This window comes from Pseudarthrobacter sp. CC12 (assembly GCF_039907755.1).
Lineage (GTDB): Bacteria > Actinomycetota > Actinomycetes > Actinomycetales > Micrococcaceae > Arthrobacter > Arthrobacter niigatensis.
On sequence record NZ_JARDJH010000015.1, the window covers coordinates 54708 to 75222 of the forward strand.

Genomic DNA, 20515 nt, shown 5'->3' on the forward strand with positions numbered 1-20515 from the left:
GTCTTTCAGATCAGCCCTCGACAATCTATCCTTATAGATACATAGTTTCGAGTGAATGGACTTACTGCCGGACCCTCTTGGACATGCTCCCGCTCCCGCGACCGCATGCTGGGTTCCCCTGTTGGCCAAGGCCGGCCAGGCGGGAACTTTCCAGCAATGGCAGGCGTTCTACGGAGTAGAAGTAGTGGCTGGGATCAGCCCGGACGTTGGCCTACAAAAGGAGGTCGTGATGCCGCTGTCGGAGCACGAACAGAAGCTGCTTGAGCAGCTTGAGAAGCAGCTTCACGAGGACGACCCGAAATTCGCGAACTCCATGGGTTCGGATCCCGGGCGTTCATGGTCAACCAGGCATGTGGTCATCGGCGTCCTCGCTGCGCTGGCCGGCGTGTTCCTGCTGCTGGTGGGCGTCACGCTGCAGAGCATCCTTGTGGGTGTGCTGGGATTTGTGGTGATGGGCGGCGGGGTTTACTTCGCCACTATGCGCAGCTCCCGCGGCAAACCCGGATCCAAGGCGGGGGGCGGAAAGACCGGCAAGCAGCGCAGTTCTTTCATGAGCAGCCTGGAAGAGCGCTGGGATGAACGTCGCAGGGGTGAACCCTAACCCCCGGCACGGGGCTGGCCTCGTTCCGGCTCCAGGCTCCTCCATTTCGCTCCCCTGACCATGGGGATTGATGCGAAAAGACCCGCTCCGGCGGGTCTTTTCGCATTTAAGGGGTAATTTCCTGCGAATACCGCCTGCCCCTGCGTCCCGCCGCAATCCGCGGGCGCCGCTGGCGGGAAATTCCTCCACTTCCCACCACCGCCTCGAATCCGCGGCATTTCGCGGGATGATTCCCAATATTTGCCCTCGTCGGGGGCGGTTTTGCGTTGACTGTGGTGGAAAGTGGAGTAATGTGGAGGACATAAGAGGGTGGTTGCAACATAGGGGATGTGCAGTTCCTGACGGCGGACAGGCGGTGGGCCAGTGTTTCTGGGCACTCACTCGCCGCGTCTGGATGAAAAGGGACGGATCATTCTCCCCGCTAAGTTCCGCGATGAACTTGCCAGCGGCCTGGTGCTCACGAGGGGCCAGGAACGTTGCATCTACGTCTTCAGCGAGAAGGAATTTGCGCGGGTCCACGAGCAGATGCGGGAGGCTCCAATCTCCTCCAAGCAGGCACGTGACTACATCCGCGTTTTTCTCTCTGGAGCCTCGGACGAGGTACCTGACAAGCAGGGGCGCGTGACTATTCCACCGGCGCTCCGGGAGTATGCAGGACTCGGAAGGGAACTTGCCGTCATCGGCGCCGGTACCCGCGCCGAGATCTGGGACGCCCAGGCTTGGAATGAATACCTCGCGGAGAAGGAAACAGCCTTTTCCGAAACTGACGATCCCATCCCGGGCATTCTCTGAATCCCGGAGGGAGCGGCAGGGACGTTTCTTGGATGAGATCTCCAGCCGGCCCATCGGCTGCCAACCTGGCTCACCTTCCCCGGAGCCAGGCGGGCAGGACGGTAGGCGCGGATGGGGATCTGATCCCAGGAACAGCAGGGGACAACGACGGCGGGAAAGGACAAGGCGTGACCGATCAACCCAGGCCCACGTCCGAACGCCACGTACCGGTCCTTCGCGACCGGTGCATCAATTTGTTGGCACCTGGATTCGAGGCGGCGAGACTGCGCGGCGAAACCCCCATTGCCGTCGACGCCACGCTGGGCATGGGCGGCCACTCGGAGGCCATGCTCCAGCGGTTCCCTGACCTCCACCTCATCGGCATTGACCGCGACGAGGAAGCCCTGGCACTCGCCGGGGAGCGGCTGGCACCGTTCGCAGCCCGGACTGACCTGGTCCACGCGGTGTATGACGAGATCCAGGATGTCCTGGCCGACCTCGGCGTGGCCGAGGTACATGGAATCCTCATGGATCTGGGTGTCTCCTCCCTGCAGCTTGACGAACGTGAGCGGGGATTCGCCTACTCCTTCGACGCGCCACTGGACATGCGAATGGATACCAGCCGTGGCCAAACCGCCGCGGACGTGGTCAATACCTACAGCGAAGAAGACCTGGTCCGGATCATCCGCAAATGGGGCGAGGAGAAGTTCGCCGGCCGGATCGCCAACAGGATCGTGGCGGCGCGTGCCGTGAAGGAATTCACCACCACCGGCGAACTCGTGGAACAGATCCGTTCCGTGGTGCCGGCCTCCGCTGCCAAGTCGGGTGGACATCCCGCCAAGCGGACCTTCCAGGCTTTGCGGATCGAGGTCAACGAAGAACTCGACGTCCTGGAACGGGCCGTTCCTGCCGCCGTCGAATCCCTGGCCCTGGGCGGACGCATCGTGGTCATGTCCTACCACTCGCTGGAAGACAAGATCGTCAAAGGCGTCTTCCAGTCCCGCTCCAAGTCTTCGGCTCCGCTCGGTTTTCCGGTGGAACTGGAGGAACACAAACCCGAACTCAAGACCCTGACCAAAGGCACCGAGGTGCCCACCGCCGTCGAAATCGCCGAAAACCCGCGTGCTGCCTCCGCCAGGCTTCGTGCGGCAGAACGAATCAGAGCCAGGAGAGCTGCATGAGCACCGCCGCCGTCAAGAACTTTCCCGTTGTTTCCGGTAGCTCGGCGCCCGCCACCAGGCCGGCGGGCAAACCCGGCGGGGGACAGAAGGCCCGCACGCCGCTCTCCGTGGTCCGCTCGGCCCCGCGGAAGCGCCGTGCGCCCTTCGTCGTGCTGTGCTTCGCCATGCTCGCAGTGGCCCTGGTGGCAGTGCTGGTCCTGAACATCTCTGTGTCCACCGCCCAGTATCAGCTGGTGGAGCTGCGCGCCAAGCAGAGCTCGCTGACAAAGACCAACCAGGACCTGACCCAGCAGGTGCAGAGCTTCGAAGCTCCCCAGAACCTCGCTGCCAAGGCCACCGAGCTCGGAATGGTCGCCTCCACCGTCAAGGGCCAGATTGACCTCTCCACGCTCTCGGTAACTGGAAAAGCCACCCCCGCAGTCAAGGGACCCGCGGGAGCGGTGATCCCCGCGCCGGCCGTCGCAGGGCAGCTGATCGTACCGTCCGCCAAGGACGCCGCCGCCGGCAACGCACCAGCTCCCGTTGCAGGCCGCACTTCCTCCGCCCCCGCGGCGGAAGCGGCCCAGGCGGCAGCACAGGCCCAGGCCGCTGCCCAGGCCGCAGCCGCAAAGGCGGCAGCGACTCCGGCCCCTGAACTTCACGGCGGCTCGGTGCCGGTTCCCCAGCAAAAGGTCCCCGGCCAGTAGGCTGGCACGCAGGCCAGGCAGCAGCGTCGAGCAGCAAGGAAATTCACGGTGGCGAAGACGACCGGCAAAGCAGTAAAAAGCAAGGTTCCCAACGCCACAAAGCGATTGCGCCTGGGACTGGGTATTATGCTCACGCTCCTGCTGGTGGTGGGCGGCAAGCTCTTCCTGGTCCAGGGGCTGGATGTCGGCGGCATGGCCGAAGCTGCCCTGAACAGCCGCATGACCTCGGCCATCCTGCCCGCCGAGCGCGGCAGCATCCTGGACTCGCGGGGCACCGTCCTGGCCAACAGTGTGATCCGCTACAACATCGTGGTTGACCAGCGGGTCAACACCAAGACCGAGTCCTACAAGCGGCTTGACCAAACTGACGGGCACGAAAAGCTCGTGGACGTCAGCCGCGACCAAGCCATTTCCGAACTTGCGGCGGCCCTGGGCATGGACACAAATGCCGTCCGCGACGCGGTCACCGGAACGCAGCCGTATTACATTGTGGCCAAGGACGTGAAGCCAGACGTCGAGGACCGGATCTCCAAGCTCCAGGTTCCAGGCATCGTCGCCGAGGGCGTCAGCAAGCGCGTATACCCTAACGGCGCCGTGGCCGGAGGAGTAGTGGGATTCCTCCAGGACGGGACCACCGGGCAGGCCGGCATTGAGCAGACGCAGGATGACAAGCTGAAGGGAACGGACGGCAAGAGACTGTTCGAGATCGGCGCTGACGGGCTCCGCATCCCGGTTGGTTTGGACGAGCTGACGCCGCCCCAGAACGGCAAGGATGTCAAACTCACCCTCAACTCCGATCTCCAGTACTTTGCCCAGCAGGCCATCCAGAGCCAGGCAGACAAACTGAGCGCTGAGTGGGGCGTCATCATCGTGATGGATGCCAAGACGGGAAACCTGCTGGCCCTGGCCGACACGAACGCCCCCGACCCCAACAACCCTGGCGCTGTGGCCGCCAAGGACCGCGGAGTCCGTTCCGTGACCGCGGCATATGAGCCAGGTTCGGTTGAGAAGATGATGACGGCAGCAGCCGTGATCGATGAGGGCCTGGCCAAGCCGCTGGATACGTTCACCATTCCACCCACCTACACGGTTGACGGCCAGACGTTCAGCGACGCGTTCACCCATGGCACGGAGGAACGGACGCTGGCCGGAATCATTGGGTACTCCATGAATACCGGGACCGTGATGGCGGGCCAGCGGCTCAGCAAGGAACAGCGCTACGACTGGTTGAAGAAGTTCGGCATTGGCGAAGCCCCGGATATCGGGCTGCCCGCCACCGCATCGGGCATCCTGACACCCTCGGACCAGTGGGACGGGCGCCAGCAGTACACCGTCCTGTTTGGGCAGGGCGTATCCCAATCCACGCTCCAGACGGTCCGCGCCTACCAAAGCATCGCCAACAACGGCGTCATGCTGCAGCCGCGGTTGATCGATTCCTACATTTCGCCGGACGGCACCGAGGAGAAAGTGCCCGCCCAGCCGTCCCGGCAGGTCGTTTCGGACAGCACGGCCCAGCAGGTCCAGGACATCCTGGAAAGTGCCGTCACCGAGGGCGAAATCAAGGATGCCGGCATCGACGGTTACCGGGTGGGGGCCAAGACCGGTACGTCCGAATCGCCCTGCGACGACGGCAAGCCCGGCTACTGCGGCTACACCGCCTCCATCGTGGGAATGGCACCAATGGATGATCCGCGGTTTATTGTGGAGGTGGTGCTCCAGCGGCCGAAGGGCAGCATTTACGGCATCACCAACGGGCCGGTTTTCCGGTCCGTGATGAGCCAGGCGCTGCGGACCTACAACGTCCAGCCTTCAACCGGCGAGCCGGCCAGGCTGCCCCAGTACGCCAAGTAGCAGCTCTTCCAGGCCGGAAGTACCAGCAGCATCCAGCGCATCACAGTGCCCGGGGAGAACCATGCCGGGCACGAACTAGCACCATCGGAGATCCCCTTGTCAGAGTTCACCACGCCCGGCAGCGACGCTGCCCGGGATGAGAAAGCAGGCCGCTTCCGCCCTGCAGCCGTAGCGCCCGTTCCGCTGGCCGCCGTCGGGCAGGCCCTCGGCGTGGCGATACCCGCTCCGGCCGCCGACATGGAGATCACCGGCATATCCCTCAACTCGCGCACCGTGGAGCCCGGAGACCTCTACGTGGCGTTGCCCGGTGCCAGCAGGCACGGGGCCGACTTTGCCACTGACGCCATCGGCGCCGGGGCTGTGGCCGTTTTGACGGACGACGCCGGAGCGCGCCTGCTCGCGCTCTCGGCGGAAACGCCGGTACCCGTGCTCGTCGTCGAGAAACCCCGCAACGTGGTGGGGCCGCTCTCGGCCATGATCTATGGGAGCCAGCCCTCAGACGGGGACCCGTTGCAGCTTTTCGGTGTCACGGGTACCAACGGCAAAACCACCACCACCTACTTCATCACCTCGCTGCTGCGCGCCCTGGGCCGGAAGACCGGGCTGATCGGCACCATCGAGATCCTGGCCGGCGGGGAGCCGATTCCAAGCCTCCTGACTACTCCGGAGTCGACCGAGGTGCACGGCCTTATTGCCCTGATGCGCGAGCGTGGGCTCGACGCTGCAGCCATGGAAGTGTCCTCGCACGCCATTTCATACCAGCGGGTGGATGGGCTCCTCTTCGACGTCGCGGGGTTCACCAACCTCACCCAGGACCACCTGGACCTCCACAACACCATGGAGGAGTACTTCGCCACCAAGGCAGAGCTTTTCACGCCGGCCCGTGCCCGGCGGGCAGTTGTAACGGTCGACGACGAGTGGGGCCGGCGGCTGGCCGGCACCGCCCAGGTGCCGGTCACCACGCTCAGCACCACGGGATCGGGCCCGGCGGACTGGACCGTCACTGCTGCTTCGCCACGGGGCCTGGGGACCGGGTTCACGCTCAGCGGACCCGGCGGCGCCATTCTCGAGGTCCACACCGGGCTGCCCGGCAGCTTCAATGTCGCCAATGCCGCCCTGGCCGTCCTCATGGTCCTGGCCTCCGGCGTCGATACTGCTGCCCTGCAGGCTGCGCTGGACACTGCGGACCCCTTCACGGTAGCGGTGCCCGGACGGATGCAGCTGGTCTCCGACCGGCCGGCCGCCGTAGTGGATTTCGCCCACAACACCGATGCCCTGGCGCGCGCGCTGGAAGCAGTCCGCTCACCGGAACCGGATTCGCGCCTGATCGTTGTCTTCGGTGCCACAGGGCAGCGGGACCAGGGCAAACGGCCGGCCATGGGAGCCATCGCCGCCCGCCTCGCCGACACCGTGATCATCACCGATGACGACCCCCATGACGAGGATGCTGCGGCGATCCGCGCCGATGTCATGGCAGGCGCCCGTGCAGCCCTCGACAACGAGTCCCTTGGCTCCGAGCTGCAGGAGGTCTTCCCGCGGGCGGAGGCCATCCGGCACGCTGTAGCCCTTGCACGTCCACAGGACACCATCCTTGTGGCGGGCCGCGGCCACGAAGTATGGCAGGAAGTGAAGGGCGTGAATATCGCACTGGACGACAGGGTGGAGCTGCGGACCGCCTTGACAGGCAGGGGATTCAACGTTCTCCACGACGACCGGATAGAGTCCTAGACCGAGATGATTGCATTTACTGCGGCGGAAATCGCCGAAATCACCAGCGGGCGCCTGGACGCCGATCCCGGAATTACGCCCCTCTCGGTGGTGACGGATTCACGCGAAGCCACCCAGGGTTCGCTGTACGTCGCGAAGCCGGGCGAGCATGCCGATGGCCACGATTTCATTGACGCGGCCTTCGCTGCCGGTGCGGTCCTGGCCCTGGTCGAGCGTCCCGTGGCCGGCCCCGACGGTACTGCCCGCCCGTCAATCGTGGTGGCCGACGCCGTCCTGGCGATGGGGGCCCTCGCCGCCGAAGCAGTCCGCCGCATCCGCGCCGCCCGTGCTGAAGCCGGCAGCCAGCTGACGGTCGTCGGCATTACCGGTTCGGCCGGCAAGACCACCACCAAGGACCTGCTTGCCGGCATCCTGGCGACGCAGGGCAACACCGTGGCACCCAAAGGTTCCTACAACGGCGAGGTAGGCGTCCCGCTCACGGTCTTCCGGGCAGGCAACGACACCCGCTACCTGGTTATCGAGATGGGGGCCACCGGCATCGGCCACATCCGCTACCTCGCAGAGATGGTCAAACCGGACATCGGCGTCGTCCTCGCAGTGGGTACCGCCCACGCCGGCGAGTTCGGCGGCGTGGAAAACATTGCACTGGCCAAGGGGGAAATGGTGGAGGGCCTCACGGCCGGGGGGACCGCCATCATCAACCTTGACGACGAACGCGTCGCAGCCATGCGCAACCGCACCCATGCCACGGTCCTCGGGTTTTCCGCGGAAGGCCGCCCGGACGCACAGGTGCAGGCCCTGAACGCCGACACCAACACCGGAGGCGGCCCCGAATTCGACCTCCTGCTGCCCGACGGGGCCGCGCCCCGGCACGTCAGCAGCAGGCTCATTGGAGCGCACCACACGGGTAACCTGCTGGCAGCCGCAGCGGCCGCCTGGGCTGCGGGCGTCCCGGGAGACCACATCGCCCAGTCCCTGGGCAACCAGGCTGCCGCCAGCCGTTGGCGCATGGAACGCACGGAGCGGCCGGACGGCGTCACCATCATTAACGATGCCTACAACGCCAACCCGGAATCAATGCGCGCCGCCCTGCGCACCCTCGCCGATCTTGGCCGGGGACGCCGAACCTGGGCCGTGCTCGGTGCCATGCTGGAACTGGGCAACGACTCCATCCGCGAGCACACCGCCGTGGGAACCCAGGTAGTGCGGCTCAACATCTCGCGGCTGCTGGTGGTGGGCCGGGAAGCGCGGGCCCTCTACGTCTCCGCAGTGCAGGAGGGATCCTGGGGCGACGAATGCCTCTTCGCGGAAACGCTCGATGAGGCCTACGACGTCCTTGACGCGGAACTCCAGCCAGGTGACCTGGTGCTGTTCAAGTCCTCCAACAGCGTGGGACTTCGCCACTTGGGCGATCGGATAGCATTACCCCCAGCCCCGACCCCTGCCGACGAAAGGAGCACTCTGCTGTGATTGCTCTGCTGATCGGCGCAGGCCTTGCCCTCCTCTTTGCCCTGGTGGGCACCCCGCTGTTCATCCGCTTGCTGGTGCGCCGCGGCTACGGCCAGTTCATCCGTGACGACGGCCCCACATCGCACCACACCAAGCGCGGAACGCCCACCATGGGTGGCACCGTGGTGGTGGCTGCGGTCCTGCTGAGCTATGGGCTCACCCACCTCATCATGCTGATGATGAACCCTGATTCCCCCGGTCCCTCGGCCTCGGCCCTCATCCTGCTGTTCCTCATGGTGGGCATGGGCCTGGTGGGCTTCCTGGATGATTTCATCAAGATTTCCCGGCAGCGGAGCCTTGGCCTGAACGCCAAGGCAAAGCTCATCCTCCAGGCAGCCGTCGGCATCATCTTCGCCATCCTCGCTTTGAACTTCCCCAACAACGCCGGGCTGACCCCTGCGTCAACAAAGATCTCGCTGGTCCGGGACGTGCCCTGGCTCGACCTTGCCTTTGGCGGCACCGTCCTGGGCGCGGTGCTGTTCGTGATCTGGTCCAACCTGATCGTCACCGCCGCCACCAACGGCGTCAACCTCACCGACGGACTGGACGGCCTCGCCGCCGGAGCTTCCATCATGGTGTTCGGCGCCTACACCCTCATGGGCATCTGGCAGAGCAACCAGGCCTGCGGTTCCCCCCGGGAAGCCGGCAGCGGCTGCTACCTGGTCAGGGACCCCCTGGACCTGGCCCTCCTGGCCGCCATCCTCAGCGCCGCGCTGGTGGGCTTCCTGTGGTGGAACACGTCACCGGCAAAAATCTTCATGGGCGACACCGGATCGCTGGCCATCGGCGGGGCCGTGGCCGGATTTGCCATCTTGTCCCGCACCGAACTGCTGCTTGGCATCGTGGGTGGCCTCTTCGTGCTGATCACGCTGTCCGTCATCATCCAGGTGGGCTACTTCAAGGCAACCGGCGGGAAACGCGTGTTCAAGATGGCGCCTCTGCAGCACCACTTCGAGCTGAAGGGCTGGGCCGAAGTGACCGTCGTGGTCAGGTTCTGGATTCTGGGCGGACTTTTCGTCGCTGCGGGCCTTGGCATTTTCTACGCTGAATGGGTTGTACTGCTGTGACTTTTTCCCCGCGCCTGGCAAACCTCGTTTCCTGGGACTCTGACTGGGCCGGCCTGCGCGTCGCCGTGACGGGTATCGGCGTGTCCGGATTTGCCGCCGCGGACACCCTGATCGAGCTCGGTGCCCGCGTGGTGGTGGTGGATGCCGCCACCAGCGACACAGCCCGCGCACATGCCGACACCCTGAAGATCGTGGGCGCCGCCGATGTCCTGCTGGGCCCGGACGCGGTGGCCCACCTGCCAAGGATCGATGGCGAACTTCCGGAACTGATCGTGACCTCGCCGGGCTGGCGGCCCGACCAGGCGCTGCTTGCCGCAGCGGCACGGGCGCACATTCCGGTCTGGGGCGACGTCGAACTTGCCTGGCGGGTAAGGGTCAGGGAAGGCCGGAAGACGGCGGACTGGCTGGCCATCACCGGCACCAACGGCAAGACCACCACTGTGGGCCTCACAGAATCGATGCTGCGGGCCGCGGGCCTGAAGGCCATCGCCGTCGGCAACGTGGGCACGCCCATCCTCGATGCCCTTCGTGACCCTGTGGAGTACGACGTCTTCGCCGTCGAACTTTCCAGCTTCCAGCTGCACTGGGCTGAGTCGGTCTCGCCCGTGGCCAGCGTGTGCCTCAACGTGGCCGAAGACCACGTCGACTGGCACGGCTCCTACGATTCCTACCTGGCCGACAAGGCAAAGGTCTACGAGCGCACCCAGAAAGCCTGCATCTACAACGCCGAGCAGGTGGAAACCGAGCGCATGGTGGAAAACGCCGACGTCGTGGAAGGCTGCCGCGCCGTTGCCTTCACCACCCTGACGCCCGCCATCAGCATGCTCGGTGTCGTCGATGGGCTCCTGGTGGACCGGGCCTTCATCGAAGAACGCCGGGACAGCGCAGCGGAGCTTGCCTCGATGGCCGACCTCGGCCCGCTGGCCCCCCGACACATGGTGGCCAACGCCCTTGCAGCTGCCGGCCTGGTGCGCGCGTACGGCGTGGACGCCAAGGCCGTCCGCCAGGGCATCCTCGACTACGTGCCCGGCGACCACCGCATCCAGCCCGTCGCCCGGATGAACGGTGTCCTGTGGGTCAACGATTCCAAAGCCACCAACCCCCATGCCGCGTCGGCGTCCCTGTCGGCCTTCAGCAAGGTGGTCTGGATCGCCGGCGGCCTGTCCAAGGGCGTGAGCTACGACGACCTGGTCCGTGACCACGCAGCACGGCTCAAGGCGGTTGTCCTGATCGGCACCGACACCTCGCACCTTCGGGAAGCCCTGCAGCGACACGCGCCAGATGTCCCGGTGATCGAACCGGGGGCAGGTGACACTGAAGGAGTGGAGACTGCTTCGGCGCCCGGTGGCACCCCTGCCGGTACCCCCGGCAACGGCGAACAGGTAATGGCCTGGGCTGTTGCTTCAGCGGCCCGGCTCGCCGAATCCGGCGACACCGTGCTCATGGCTCCGGCAGCTGCTTCCATGGATCAGTTCTCTTCCTACGCTCACCGTGGTGGTACTTTCATCGACGCTGTCCGCGAGCTGGTGGAAGGGCAGGCCCAGACCGGCGAGGAGTAACAATGGTCAGCACGCCCACCCGGCAACAGGGTGCCACGCCGAAGGGCGGCCAACCGCGGCCCGGCTCAACCGCCGTCCGGCAGCCCGCCGCTGCCGGTGCACAGCTGCGCACCTTGTACCGCCGGTTCTGGTCGGCGCTGGAGGGCACCGGCAAGTCCCGGAACGGGTCCACCTACTACCTCATTCTTGGCGCCACCCTGGCCCTGACGGCCATTGGCATCATGATGGTCCTTTCAGCCTCAAGCGTTGAATCCATTGCCGCCGGGAAGTCCCCCTATGGCGACGCCCTCAAACAGGGCGTCTTCGCCGCAATCGGCATCTTCACCATGTTCGTGCTCTCACGCATCAATGTCGTCTGGCTGAAGCGCCTCGCATGGCCCGCCGTCGGGGCAGCCGTGCTGCTCCTGGGCCTGGTCCAGGTGGTGGGTACCGAGATCAACGGCAACCGGAACTGGATCGATCTTGGCGGCATCACGTTCCAGCCGTCAGAGGCGGCCAAACTTGCCCTGGCACTGTGGCTGGCGACGGTGCTGGCGAGGAAAGGCAAGCTGTTGAGCCGGTGGCAGCACGTGCTGGTACCCGCCATACCCATGGCGGCCATCGTCATTGTCCTGATCCTGGTGGGCAACGACCTTGGCACGGCCATGATCATCATGATGATCATGGCCGCTGCGCTGTTCTTCGCCGGCGTTCCGCTCTACCTCTTCGGCATTGCAGGCATCATCGCGGCCGCCGGCACTGCCGTCATGGCCGTCACCAGTTCCAACCGCATGTGCCGCATCACTTCCTGGTGGACCGGGCAGTCCTGTGCCGACGGCATTGACGCGAACTACCAGGCAACCAACGGCATGTACGGCCTTGCCTCCGGCGGCTGGCTTGGGGTGGGCCTGGGGCAGAGCCGGCAAAAGTACAGCTGGATCCCCGAAGCCCACAACGACTTCATCTTCGCCATCATCGGCGAGGAACTCGGCCTGGTGGGAACCGTCGTCGTCCTGGTCCTCTTCGCCATCCTTGGCGCCGCGATCTACCGTGTGGTGGTGGCACAGGAAGACATGTTCCACCGCGTCCTTGCCGGCACCATCATGGTCTGGCTGTTGGGACAGGCCACAGTGAACATGTCAGTGGTCACCGGCCTGATGCCAGTCATCGGCGTTCCGCTGCCTTTTATTTCCTATGGCGGCTCGGCACTGCTGATGTCACTGTGTGCCGTAGGCGTGGTCCTGTCCCTGGCCCGCGAGCAAATGGCGCCTGCCATGCGGCCCAAACGGATGCTGAAGTTCAGGCCCAAGCCGGGGCGGGACAACAAACAGCCCAAGAATTCCAGAAAGCGTGCCTAACCCTCTATGACTCCGACACACCCTTCCATCGTCCTGGCAGGTGGCGGCACGGCCGGCCATATCAGCCCGCTCCTCGCCATCGCCGCGGCCCTGCGCAGCGAAGCCCCGGATGCCTCGATCCTGGCGGTTGGAACGCCATCGGGAATGGAAACCCGGCTGGTCCCCGCCGCCGGGGTCCAGTTGGCCACGATCGACCGCGTGCCGTTTCCCCGCCGGCCCTCCGCCGACCTGCTCCGCCTGCCGGGGCGCCTCGCCGGGGCAGTCCGGCAGGCCGGTGCCATCCTTGACCGGGCGCAGGCCGACGTGCTGGTTGGCGTCGGCGGCTATGTCTGCACCCCCTTGTACCTGGCGGCACGGAAACGCCGCATTCCCATCGTGATCCATGAAGCCAATGCCCGCCCCGGGCTGGCCAACCGCGTGGGGGCCTTCTTGAACGGCCGGGTTGCCGTGGCTTTCGAGGGCACACCGCTCCGCAACGCCGTGCACGTGGGCATGCCGATGCGCAAGGAAATTTCCGGCCTGGACCGGAAAGCGGCAAGGGCAGCGGCCCGCGGGGCCCTTGGGCTCGATCCCCAGCAGCCCACCCTGATCGTGACGGGCGGATCGTCAGGAGCACAGAGCATCAACCGGGCCGTTGCCGCTTCCGTCGGGCTCCTCGCGGACGCCGGCATCCAGACCCTCCACGTCACCGGCCGCGGAAAGACCGTCCTTGACCCCTCCGGCCAACCCCTGGCCGCCAAGGGTTACCGGCAGGTGGAGTACATCGACGGCATGGAACACGCCTACGCCGCGGCCGACCTCCTGCTGGCCCGGTCCGGGGCTGCCACGGTGTGCGAAGTTGCCGCGGTGGGCGTCCCGGCAGTCCTGGTGCCACTTCCCATTGGAAACGGGGAACAGGCACTGAACGCGGCGGGCCTGGTGGCCGCAGGCGGCGCGGTGCTGGTGGCGGACAGGGACTTCACGCCGGAATGGGTCGCCCGGGAACTGGTCCCGCTCGTCACCGACAAAGCCCGGCTCGCCGCCATGGAAGCGAAGTCCTACCGGCTCGGTATCCGAAACGCCGACCAGCGCATGGCTGGTCTTGTCCTGGAAGCGGTATCTGCATGAACGCCCACACCACCCCCCAACTGGCCTCCCTCGGCAGGGTGCACTTCATCGGTATCGGGGGAGTAGGAATGTCCGCCGTGGCCCGCATCATGGTGGCACGCGGCGTACCGGTCAGCGGCTCCGACGCAAAGGACCTCCCCGTAATGGCGGACCTGGCCGCGGCCGGTGCGCGCATCGCCGTCGGATACGACGCCGGCAACCTGGGCGATGCGGAGACCGTTGTGGCGGGGTCGGCCATCCGGGACGACAATCCGGAACTTGCGGCGGCGCGGCAGTCAGGGCTGCCGGTACTGCACCGTTCCCAGGCCCTGGCGGCCACCATGGGTAATGACACCGTGGTCACGATAGCCGGAACCCACGGCAAGTCGACCACCACCTCCATGGTCACAGTCCTGCTGCAGGCGGCGGGACTGGACCCGTCGTTCGCAGTGGGCGCCACGATCCCCGCGCTGGGCGTCAATGCCGCGCACGGCACGTCCGGCATCTTCGTGGCCGAGGCGGACGAATCCGACGGTTCCTTCCTGAATTACCGGCCCCGCATCGCCGTCGTGACCAATGTGGAGCCCGACCATCTTGACTACTACGGCACGGCTGAGGCCGTGTACGAGTCGTTCGACCGCTTTACTGCCCTGCTGCCGGCCGACGGCCTCCTGGTGGCCTGCGCGGACGACGCGGGGGCGCTGGCCCTGGCGGAGCGGACCAGGGCGAGGAGCAACACGCGGGTCCTGCTGTACGGCACCAACGCGGCTGCGGACATACGCCTGCACGACGACGGTCCCGGCCAGGTTGCGGTGGAGGCACACGGCGCCCGGTACGGGCTGTCACTGCAGGTTCCCGGACGCCACAACGCGCTGAACGCCGCGGCAGCGTTTGCCGTGGCCCTGGAACTTGGCGTGGAGCCTGCGGCAGCCGCCACCGGCCTGGCACACTTCGCCGGCGCCTCACGCAGGTTCGAACTGAAGGGATCAGCGCGAGGCGTCAGGGTCTTCGATGACTACGCGCACCATCCCACGGAGGTCCGGGCGGCCCTCACCGCTGCCCGTTCGGTAGCGGGCGGCCACCGGGTCCACGTCCTGTTCCAGCCGCACCTGTTCTCCCGTACCCGGGAGTTTGCGGAGCAGTTCGCGGAGGCCCTCAACCTTGCCGATACCGCACTGGTCCTGGACATCTACCCCGCCAGGGAGGACCCCATTCCGGGCGTCACCAGCCAGCTCATCGCAGACCACCTCGCCGGAGGAGGGCGGCTCACTGCGGCGGCCGACGCCGTCGGGACCCTGGCCGAAGCCGCGGCGGACGGCGATGTGGTGCTCACCGTCGGCGCGGGTGACGTCACAGCCTACGGCCCGCTGATCGTGGAGGCGCTGCGTGCCTAGCTCCCGCCGGCCCACCTACGCCCCGCCCAAGCGGAGTGTCCGCCCCGACGCGCCGGCCGCGGACGACACGGAAACAGCGGCGCGGGCCGCCACATCCCCAAAGAGCACCTCCGGTTCTGACGTTATTACGGCATCCCGCAGCATCCCGGAGCCGTCGGCGCCCAAGCAGGCGAAGGTGGAAAAGCCCTCCGGCGCAACGGTCCTGGCCTTTCCCGAGCCCAAAGGGCGGCGCCGCAGGAAGAAAGTCCTGCTCGCCGCTGGAACAGTGCTGGCGCTGGTGGCGGGACTGCTGGCCGCCGCTATTTACTCGCCGGTCCTGGCCCTGCAGACCATTTCGGTCACGGGGACGCACTTCGTGGCCCCTGCCCAGGTCCAGGCGGCGCTGGAACCCCTGCGCGGCAAGCCGCTGCCCCAGATCAGCGACGACGACGTGCGGGGCCTCCTCGGGTCCCTGGTCCAGGTCAAATCCATATCAGTCGAGGCGCGGCCGCCATCCACCCTCGCCGTTGCCGTGCATGAGCGGGTGCCGGTGGCCTTGGTCAAGCAGGGGGAGCAGTACCAGCTGGTGGACGTCGACGGCGTCCAGCTGGCAACCACGGACGATCCGGCGTCGGCATCGCTTCCGGTCATCGACGGCGGTGCCGGCGCGATCGGCCAGGACCTGTTCCGCGCCACCGCGGCAGTGCTGGGTGCGCTTCCGGCCGACATCCTGGCCAAGCTGTCCAATGCGTCGGCGCAGTCCGTGGATGCCGTGGAGCTCAAGCTGGTTGACGGCCAGACGATCGTGTGGGGCAACGCCTCGGAGAAGGAACTTAAGGCCAAGGTCCTGGCCGCCCTCCTCAGGGCTCCGGTGGACCCCAAGAACCCGGTCAGGGTCTACGATGTCAGTGTGCCCCGGCACCCCGTGACGCGCTGAGCGCTTTCTTTCCCGGTATTAATCCGACACGCGGACCCGGTTATTGAATGTCGGAACCAGAGGAAATACCGTCACAGACAAGAGTTACTTGACATAACTATAACCTTCAACTCGAAGGTTAAGGTTTCAGCCTTCAAGCTCTCCATCAGTTTTCGCAATAAGACACGAACAAGGGACACGTAACGTGGCAGCTCCGCAGAATTACTTGGCCGTCATCAAAGTCGTCGGCATCGGCGGCGGTGGCGTGAACGCAGTCAACCGCATGATCGAGGTCGGCCTCAGGGGTGTTGAATTCATCGCCATCAACACCGACGCCCAGGCCCTGCTCATGAGCGACGCCGACGTGAAGCTCGACGTCGGACGCGAGCTGACCCGTGGCCTCGGTGCCGGTGCCAACCCCGAGGTGGGCAAGCAGGCCGCCGAGGACCACGCGGACGAGATCGAGGAAGTCCTCCGCGGCGCCGACATGGTCTTCGTTACCGCCGGCGAGGGCGGCGGCACGGGTACCGGCGGCGCACCCGTCGTAGCCCGCATCGCCCGCTCGCTGGGCGCCCTGACCATTGGTGTGGTCACCCGTCCCTTCACCTTCGAAGGCCGCCGCCGCGCCGGTTCGGCCGAGGCAGGCATCGATGCGCTGCGCGACGAAGTGGACACGCTGATCGTGATCCCCAACGACCGCCTGCTGTCCATCAGCGACCGCAACGTGTCCGTCCTTGACGCGTTCCGCTCCGCAGACCAGGTCCTGCTCTCCGGTGTCCAGGGCATCACCGACCTCATCACCACCCCGGGCCTGATCAACCTTGACTTCGCTGACGTCAAGTCGGTCATGCAGGGTGCAGGCTCGGCCCTCATGGGCATTGGCTCCGCGCGTGGCGAAGACCGCGCCGTGAAGGCTGCGGAACTCGCCATCGCCTCACCGCTGCTCGAAGCGTCCATCGATGGCGCCCATGGCGTGCTGCTGTCCATCCAGGGCGGTTCGGACCTTGGCCTGTTCGAAATCAACGAGGCCGCCCGCCTGGTGCAGGAAGTGGCCCACCCCGAGGCGAACATCATCTTCGGTGCCGTCATTGACGACGCCCTGGGTGATGAAGCACGCGTCACTGTGATCGCTGCAGGCTTCGACGACGTCAAGGCCACCTCACCCTCCATGGACCAGTCCCAGCCGCAGGCCGCGCCCCAGCGGCCCGCTGCCCCTGCTGCTGCTCCCGCCTCGGCCCACTCGAACAACGGAAACCACCAGCAGAACGTGCAGCCGATCCACGCTGGTGTTGGCGCCGCGGGACTGAGCAACTGGGGGCAGCAGCGTCCGCAGGCCGTTCCCGCTGACTCCGGCTTCGACGTGGACCTGCCCTCCGTGGTGGAGCCGGACCTGACCGGAACCCACCCGGATGACCTGGATGTTCCCGACTTCCTGAAGTAGGCAGCGGATTGTTCCATTGGCGCGCCGACATCCTTCCCGGGGTGTCGGCCGCATTCACCGACACGGGAGCGGGCAACCTTGCCCTGCACGTGGGGGATGATCCCGCCGCGGTCCGGGAGCGCCGGTCGCGACTGGAAGAGTCCATTGCCGCGGCGCCCGGCTCGTTGCGTTTCATGAACCAGGTCCACGGCAATACCGTGGCCATCATGGACGCCGGGTCACCTGTGCCCGAAGCCGACGCCATGGTGTCCCGCGGCTTGCCCCTGGCTGTCATGGTGGCGGACTGCATTCCGGTGCTGCTGGCGGGGGAGTCCGGGAACGGACCCGTCCTTGCCGCCGTGCATGCCGGCCGCCCCGGGATCGCCAACGGCGTCCTGCCGGCCGCCGTGGACAGCATGAAGTCCCTGGGCGCCGCCCGTATCCGGGCCTGGCTGGGTCCGTCGATCTGTGGGTCCTGTTACGAAGTCCCCGACGCCCTGCGCGCTGAGGTGTCAGCCCTGGTTCCGGCAACCCGGAGCACCACCGCCTGGGGCACGCCGGCGCTGGACCTGCCCGCTGGTGCCCGGGCGCAGCTGGAGGCTGCGGGGGTTCAGGTGGAATATGCGGGCGGCTGCACCCTGGAAACGGACTCGCTGTACTCGTACCGCCGGGACCGGAACACGGGCCGCTTCGCCGGATTGGTCTGGTGCCATGGTTGAGCGGCCGGACGACGGGCCGGAACACGATCCCCGCCGCGCAGAACTCGCCGACAGGCTCGCTGTGGTGCGGAAGCGGATCGCCGCAGCGGCCGGCGAAGCGGGCCGCAGTGGCAACCTCCCCTCGCTGATCGTGGTCACCAAGTTCCACCCCGCAGCTGACATCCGGCGCCTGGCCGCCCTCGGTGTCACGGATGTGGGCGAGAACCGGGACCAGGAAGCTGCCGCCAAGGCGCTGGAGCTCGCCGACCTAAAGCTGGCGTGGCACTTTGTGGGCCAGCTGCAGACAAAGAAGGCCAGGTCCGTGGCGCGCTACGCGGCCGCCGTCCATTCGGTGGACCGGCCGCAGCTGGTGGACGCCCTGGCGAAGGCTGTGCGGAACGAGATGGATTCCAGTGGGCGTGCCCAGCTGGAGTGCTTCATCCAGGTCAGCCTTGAGGACGACGACGGCGGCACGCACCGCGGCGGGGCAGCACCCGCCGACGTGCCACTCCTGGCAGAGCGGATTGCCGGTGCCGATGGCCTCAAGCTGGCAGGCGTCATGGCAGTGGCTCCGCTGGGCGCCCCGCCCGGGCCGGCGTTCGAAAAACTGGCCGCCGTTTCCGCCCTGCTGGTGGCGGCGCACCCCGGTGCCGGTGCCATCTCAGCCGGTATGAGCCAGGACCTGGAGGCTGCCATCAAGTTCGGGGCGACACACCTGCGAATCGGTTCCGATATTCTCGGTTCCCGTCCTGCCGTGGGGTAGCGTCGGTCCTATTGGAAGTGATGGGCGGGGGACTCCAGTGCTGTCAAATCATTGGGCGGCCCGCTTACGGGACACGATTAGGAGTCGACCATGGCCGGCGCTCTGCGCAAGACAATGATCTATCTTGGGCTCGCCGACGGCGATGAGCATTACGAGCCCGAGCAACAGACCACACGTAAGGATGAGGACGAACCGATGGAAGTCGACCGCGAAGAACGCCGTGCCCCGGCGCCGGTCCGCGAAGTCAGCCGCGAGGCGTCCTACGCCCCTGAAGAGGAATACCGCGCCCCTGTGACCCCCATAAAGCGTGCGGCCTCGAGCCGTGAAGAGAACACCGGCCTGCGCCAGATCACCACCATCCACCCGCGCTCCTACAACGATGCCAAGCTCATCGGCGAGAGCTTCCGGGATGGTATTCCGGTGATCATGAACGTCACGGACATGGGTGAGGCCGACGCCAAGCGCCTGGTGGACTTCTCGGCAGGACTCGTCTTCGGCCTGCGCGGAAGCATCGAACGGGTCACCAACAAGGTGTTCCTGCTCTCACCGTCCTACGTCGAAGTGATTGGTGACGACAAGAAGGCCAGCGACACGCAGGCCAGCTTCTTCAACCAAAGCTAAGCACCACAGGCTGTTCATAGATGCCAGGCAGGGACACCTGTCTGGCATCTGTGCTGAAATAGACAAGACAACAGCAGTACGACAGCGGCCGCCGCCAGGGCCGGCCCGCATGAATATGGAGATATGAAATAAGTCATGGGAATTGTTTTCGGACTTCTCTATCTCGCCCTGCTGCTGTTCTTCGTGGCCCTCATCATCCGCCTGGTGTTCGACTGGGTACAGATGTTCGCAAGGGAATGGCGGCCCCGGGGCGCTGCGCTGGTGGCAGCGCACGCCGTCTACTCCATCACGGACCCTCCACTGAAGGGCCTGCGGCGGCTGATCCCGCCGCTCCGGCTTGGCGGAGTCTCCCTGGACCTGGGCTTCCTGATCCTGTTCATCGGCGTCAGTATCGCCATGAACGTCACCAGGGGACTGGCCTGATTTTTCCGCCAGGCCCAGCAATGCAGCCTGTTCCCTCCCGGAACGGCTACTGTAAAGCGAAGAAACCTCCCGTTTGACACCGCAGTGTTGAATTAGAGTAAGCAGACCAAATTTAGGTACCTTAGTTTTGACGGCCGGAAGGCCTACTGACTAACCAGACCAGTGAGGTGACCAGATGGCTTTGACGCCAGAAGACGTTGTCAACAAGCGCTTTCAGCCCACCAAGTTCCGTGAGGGCTATGACCAGGACGAAGTTGACGACTTCCTGGACGAAATCGTCGTCGAACTCCGCCGCCTGAACCAGGAAAACGACGAGCTCCGCAAGAAGCTCGCCGAAGCAGGTTCCAGCGTTCCGGCAAGCTCTGCCGCCGCTCCCGTGGTGGAGAAGGTCCCCGCGCCGGCCAAGTCCGACAAGGACGAAGCCCGCGAGAAGGCAGAGGCAGAGGCCAAGGCAGCCGAAGCCAGCAAGAAGAAGGATGTCCAGCCGGCCGCCCCGGCTGCAGCTGCACCGGCCGCGCCCGCCGCTGTTGCCACGCCTTCTGCTGAATCCGCCGCCGGCCTGCTGGCCATGGCACAGCAGATGCATGACCGCCACGTCGCCGACGGCCAGGCCCAGAAGGACAAGATCATCGCCGAAGCGCAGATCGAAGCCAGCAGCCTCGTCAACGACGCGCAGGAAAAGTCCCGCAAGATCCTCGGTGCCCTGGAACAGCAGCGCTCCGTCCTGGAACGCAAGGTGGAGCAGCTCCGCGGCTTCGAACGCGATTACCGGTCACGCCTCAAGGCCTACATCGAAGGCCAGCTCCGCGACCTGGATGCCCGCGGCTCCGTCGCGACCCCGGAAGTCAGCGAAGCCAACTAAGGCTGGCAGCACGTATTCTGAAAGCCGGTGGCTGAGGATTCCTCGGCCACCGGCTTTTGGCAT

General features: G+C 66.0%; 19 protein-coding genes. All 19 read left to right on the forward strand.

Annotated elements, in window-relative coordinates; translation table 11 throughout:
- Positions 1–229: 229 nt before the first annotated feature.
- The 19 genes from PV772_RS12205 (at position 230) to PV772_RS12295 (ending at position 20452) form a co-directional block, all read left to right on the forward strand.
- Complete coding sequence (locus tag PV772_RS12205; RefSeq protein WP_141160860.1) at positions 230–601, forward strand: DUF3040 domain-containing protein; 372 nt, start codon at positions 230–232, stop codon at positions 599–601.
- A 363-nt stretch (positions 602–964) separates the two neighbouring features.
- Positions 965–1393 carry a division/cell wall cluster transcriptional repressor MraZ gene (mraZ, locus tag PV772_RS12210; protein WP_141181230.1) on the forward strand — a complete coding sequence of 143 codons (429 nt, stop codon included), beginning with the start codon at positions 965–967 and terminating at the stop codon, positions 1391–1393.
- A 167-nt stretch (positions 1394–1560) separates the two neighbouring features.
- The gene (rsmH, locus tag PV772_RS12215; protein WP_347886295.1) at positions 1561–2553 is read left to right on the forward strand and encodes a 16S rRNA (cytosine(1402)-N(4))-methyltransferase RsmH; all 993 of its coding nucleotides are present in this window, start codon (positions 1561–1563) and stop codon (positions 2551–2553) included.
- Entirely contained in the window at positions 2550–3239 is a 690-nt protein-coding gene (locus PV772_RS12220) for a hypothetical protein (protein WP_347886296.1), read from the forward strand. Before rsmH ends, PV772_RS12220 begins: the two co-directional genes overlap by 4 nt.
- Positions 3240–3287: 48 nt before the next feature.
- The gene (locus PV772_RS12225; RefSeq protein ID WP_347886297.1) at positions 3288–5090 is read left to right on the forward strand and encodes a penicillin-binding protein 2; all 1803 of its coding nucleotides are present in this window, start codon (positions 3288–3290) and stop codon (positions 5088–5090) included.
- A gap of 96 nt (positions 5091–5186) precedes the next feature.
- Positions 5187–6818 carry a UDP-N-acetylmuramoyl-L-alanyl-D-glutamate--2,6-diaminopimelate ligase gene (locus PV772_RS12230; protein WP_347886298.1) on the forward strand — a complete coding sequence of 544 codons (1632 nt, stop codon included), beginning with the start codon at positions 5187–5189 and terminating at the stop codon, positions 6816–6818.
- 6 nt (positions 6819–6824) lie between these two features.
- A complete protein-coding gene (murF, locus tag PV772_RS12235) occupies positions 6825–8288 on the forward strand; it encodes a UDP-N-acetylmuramoyl-tripeptide--D-alanyl-D-alanine ligase (protein WP_347886299.1) in 1464 nt (487 codons plus the stop codon).
- On the forward strand, positions 8285–9394 hold the full coding sequence (gene mraY, locus PV772_RS12240; protein WP_141160853.1) for a phospho-N-acetylmuramoyl-pentapeptide-transferase: 1110 nt from the start codon (positions 8285–8287) through the stop codon (positions 9392–9394). Before murF ends, mraY begins: the two co-directional genes overlap by 4 nt.
- The gene (gene murD, locus PV772_RS12245; RefSeq protein WP_347886300.1) at positions 9376–10953 is read left to right on the forward strand and encodes a UDP-N-acetylmuramoyl-L-alanine--D-glutamate ligase; all 1578 of its coding nucleotides are present in this window, start codon (positions 9376–9378) and stop codon (positions 10951–10953) included. Before mraY ends, murD begins: the two co-directional genes overlap by 19 nt.
- A 2-nt stretch (positions 10954–10955) precedes the next feature.
- Positions 10956–12290 (forward strand): putative lipid II flippase FtsW, encoded by a 1335-nt coding sequence (ftsW, locus tag PV772_RS12250; RefSeq protein ID WP_347886301.1) that lies wholly within the window; start codon positions 10956–10958, stop codon positions 12288–12290.
- 6 nt (positions 12291–12296) lie between these two features.
- Positions 12297–13397 carry an undecaprenyldiphospho-muramoylpentapeptide beta-N-acetylglucosaminyltransferase gene (murG, locus tag PV772_RS12255; RefSeq protein WP_141181237.1) on the forward strand — a complete coding sequence of 367 codons (1101 nt, stop codon included), beginning with the start codon at positions 12297–12299 and terminating at the stop codon, positions 13395–13397.
- Complete coding sequence (gene murC / locus PV772_RS12260; RefSeq protein ID WP_347886302.1) at positions 13394–14770, forward strand: UDP-N-acetylmuramate--L-alanine ligase; 1377 nt, start codon at positions 13394–13396, stop codon at positions 14768–14770. Before murG ends, murC begins: the two co-directional genes overlap by 4 nt.
- 142 nt (positions 14771–14912) lie before the next feature.
- Positions 14913–15686 (forward strand): cell division protein FtsQ/DivIB, encoded by a 774-nt coding sequence (locus PV772_RS12265; protein WP_347886309.1) that lies wholly within the window; start codon positions 14913–14915, stop codon positions 15684–15686.
- Positions 15687–15870: 184 nt separating this feature from the next.
- Positions 15871–17106 carry a cell division protein FtsZ gene (gene ftsZ / locus PV772_RS12270; protein WP_141160847.1) on the forward strand — a complete coding sequence of 412 codons (1236 nt, stop codon included), beginning with the start codon at positions 15871–15873 and terminating at the stop codon, positions 17104–17106.
- Between the two features lie 8 nt (positions 17107–17114).
- Positions 17115–17804: a polyphenol oxidase family protein gene (locus PV772_RS12275; protein WP_347886303.1), complete on the forward strand. Its 690-nt coding sequence runs from the start codon at positions 17115–17117 to the stop codon at positions 17802–17804.
- A complete protein-coding gene (locus tag PV772_RS12280; RefSeq protein WP_347886304.1) occupies positions 17797–18546 on the forward strand; it encodes a YggS family pyridoxal phosphate-dependent enzyme in 750 nt (249 codons plus the stop codon). Before PV772_RS12275 ends, PV772_RS12280 begins: the two co-directional genes overlap by 8 nt.
- A 90-nt stretch (positions 18547–18636) precedes the next feature.
- Positions 18637–19167: a cell division protein SepF gene (gene sepF / locus PV772_RS12285; protein WP_141160844.1), complete on the forward strand. Its 531-nt coding sequence runs from the start codon at positions 18637–18639 to the stop codon at positions 19165–19167.
- A 135-nt stretch (positions 19168–19302) separates the two neighbouring features.
- Positions 19303–19590, forward strand: a complete 288-nt coding sequence (locus tag PV772_RS12290; protein WP_141160843.1) for a YggT family protein — start codon at positions 19303–19305, stop codon at positions 19588–19590.
- A gap of 175 nt (positions 19591–19765) precedes the next feature.
- Positions 19766–20452: a DivIVA domain-containing protein gene (locus tag PV772_RS12295; RefSeq protein ID WP_141181244.1), complete on the forward strand. Its 687-nt coding sequence runs from the start codon at positions 19766–19768 to the stop codon at positions 20450–20452.
- The last annotated feature ends 63 nt before the right edge of the window (positions 20453–20515 follow it).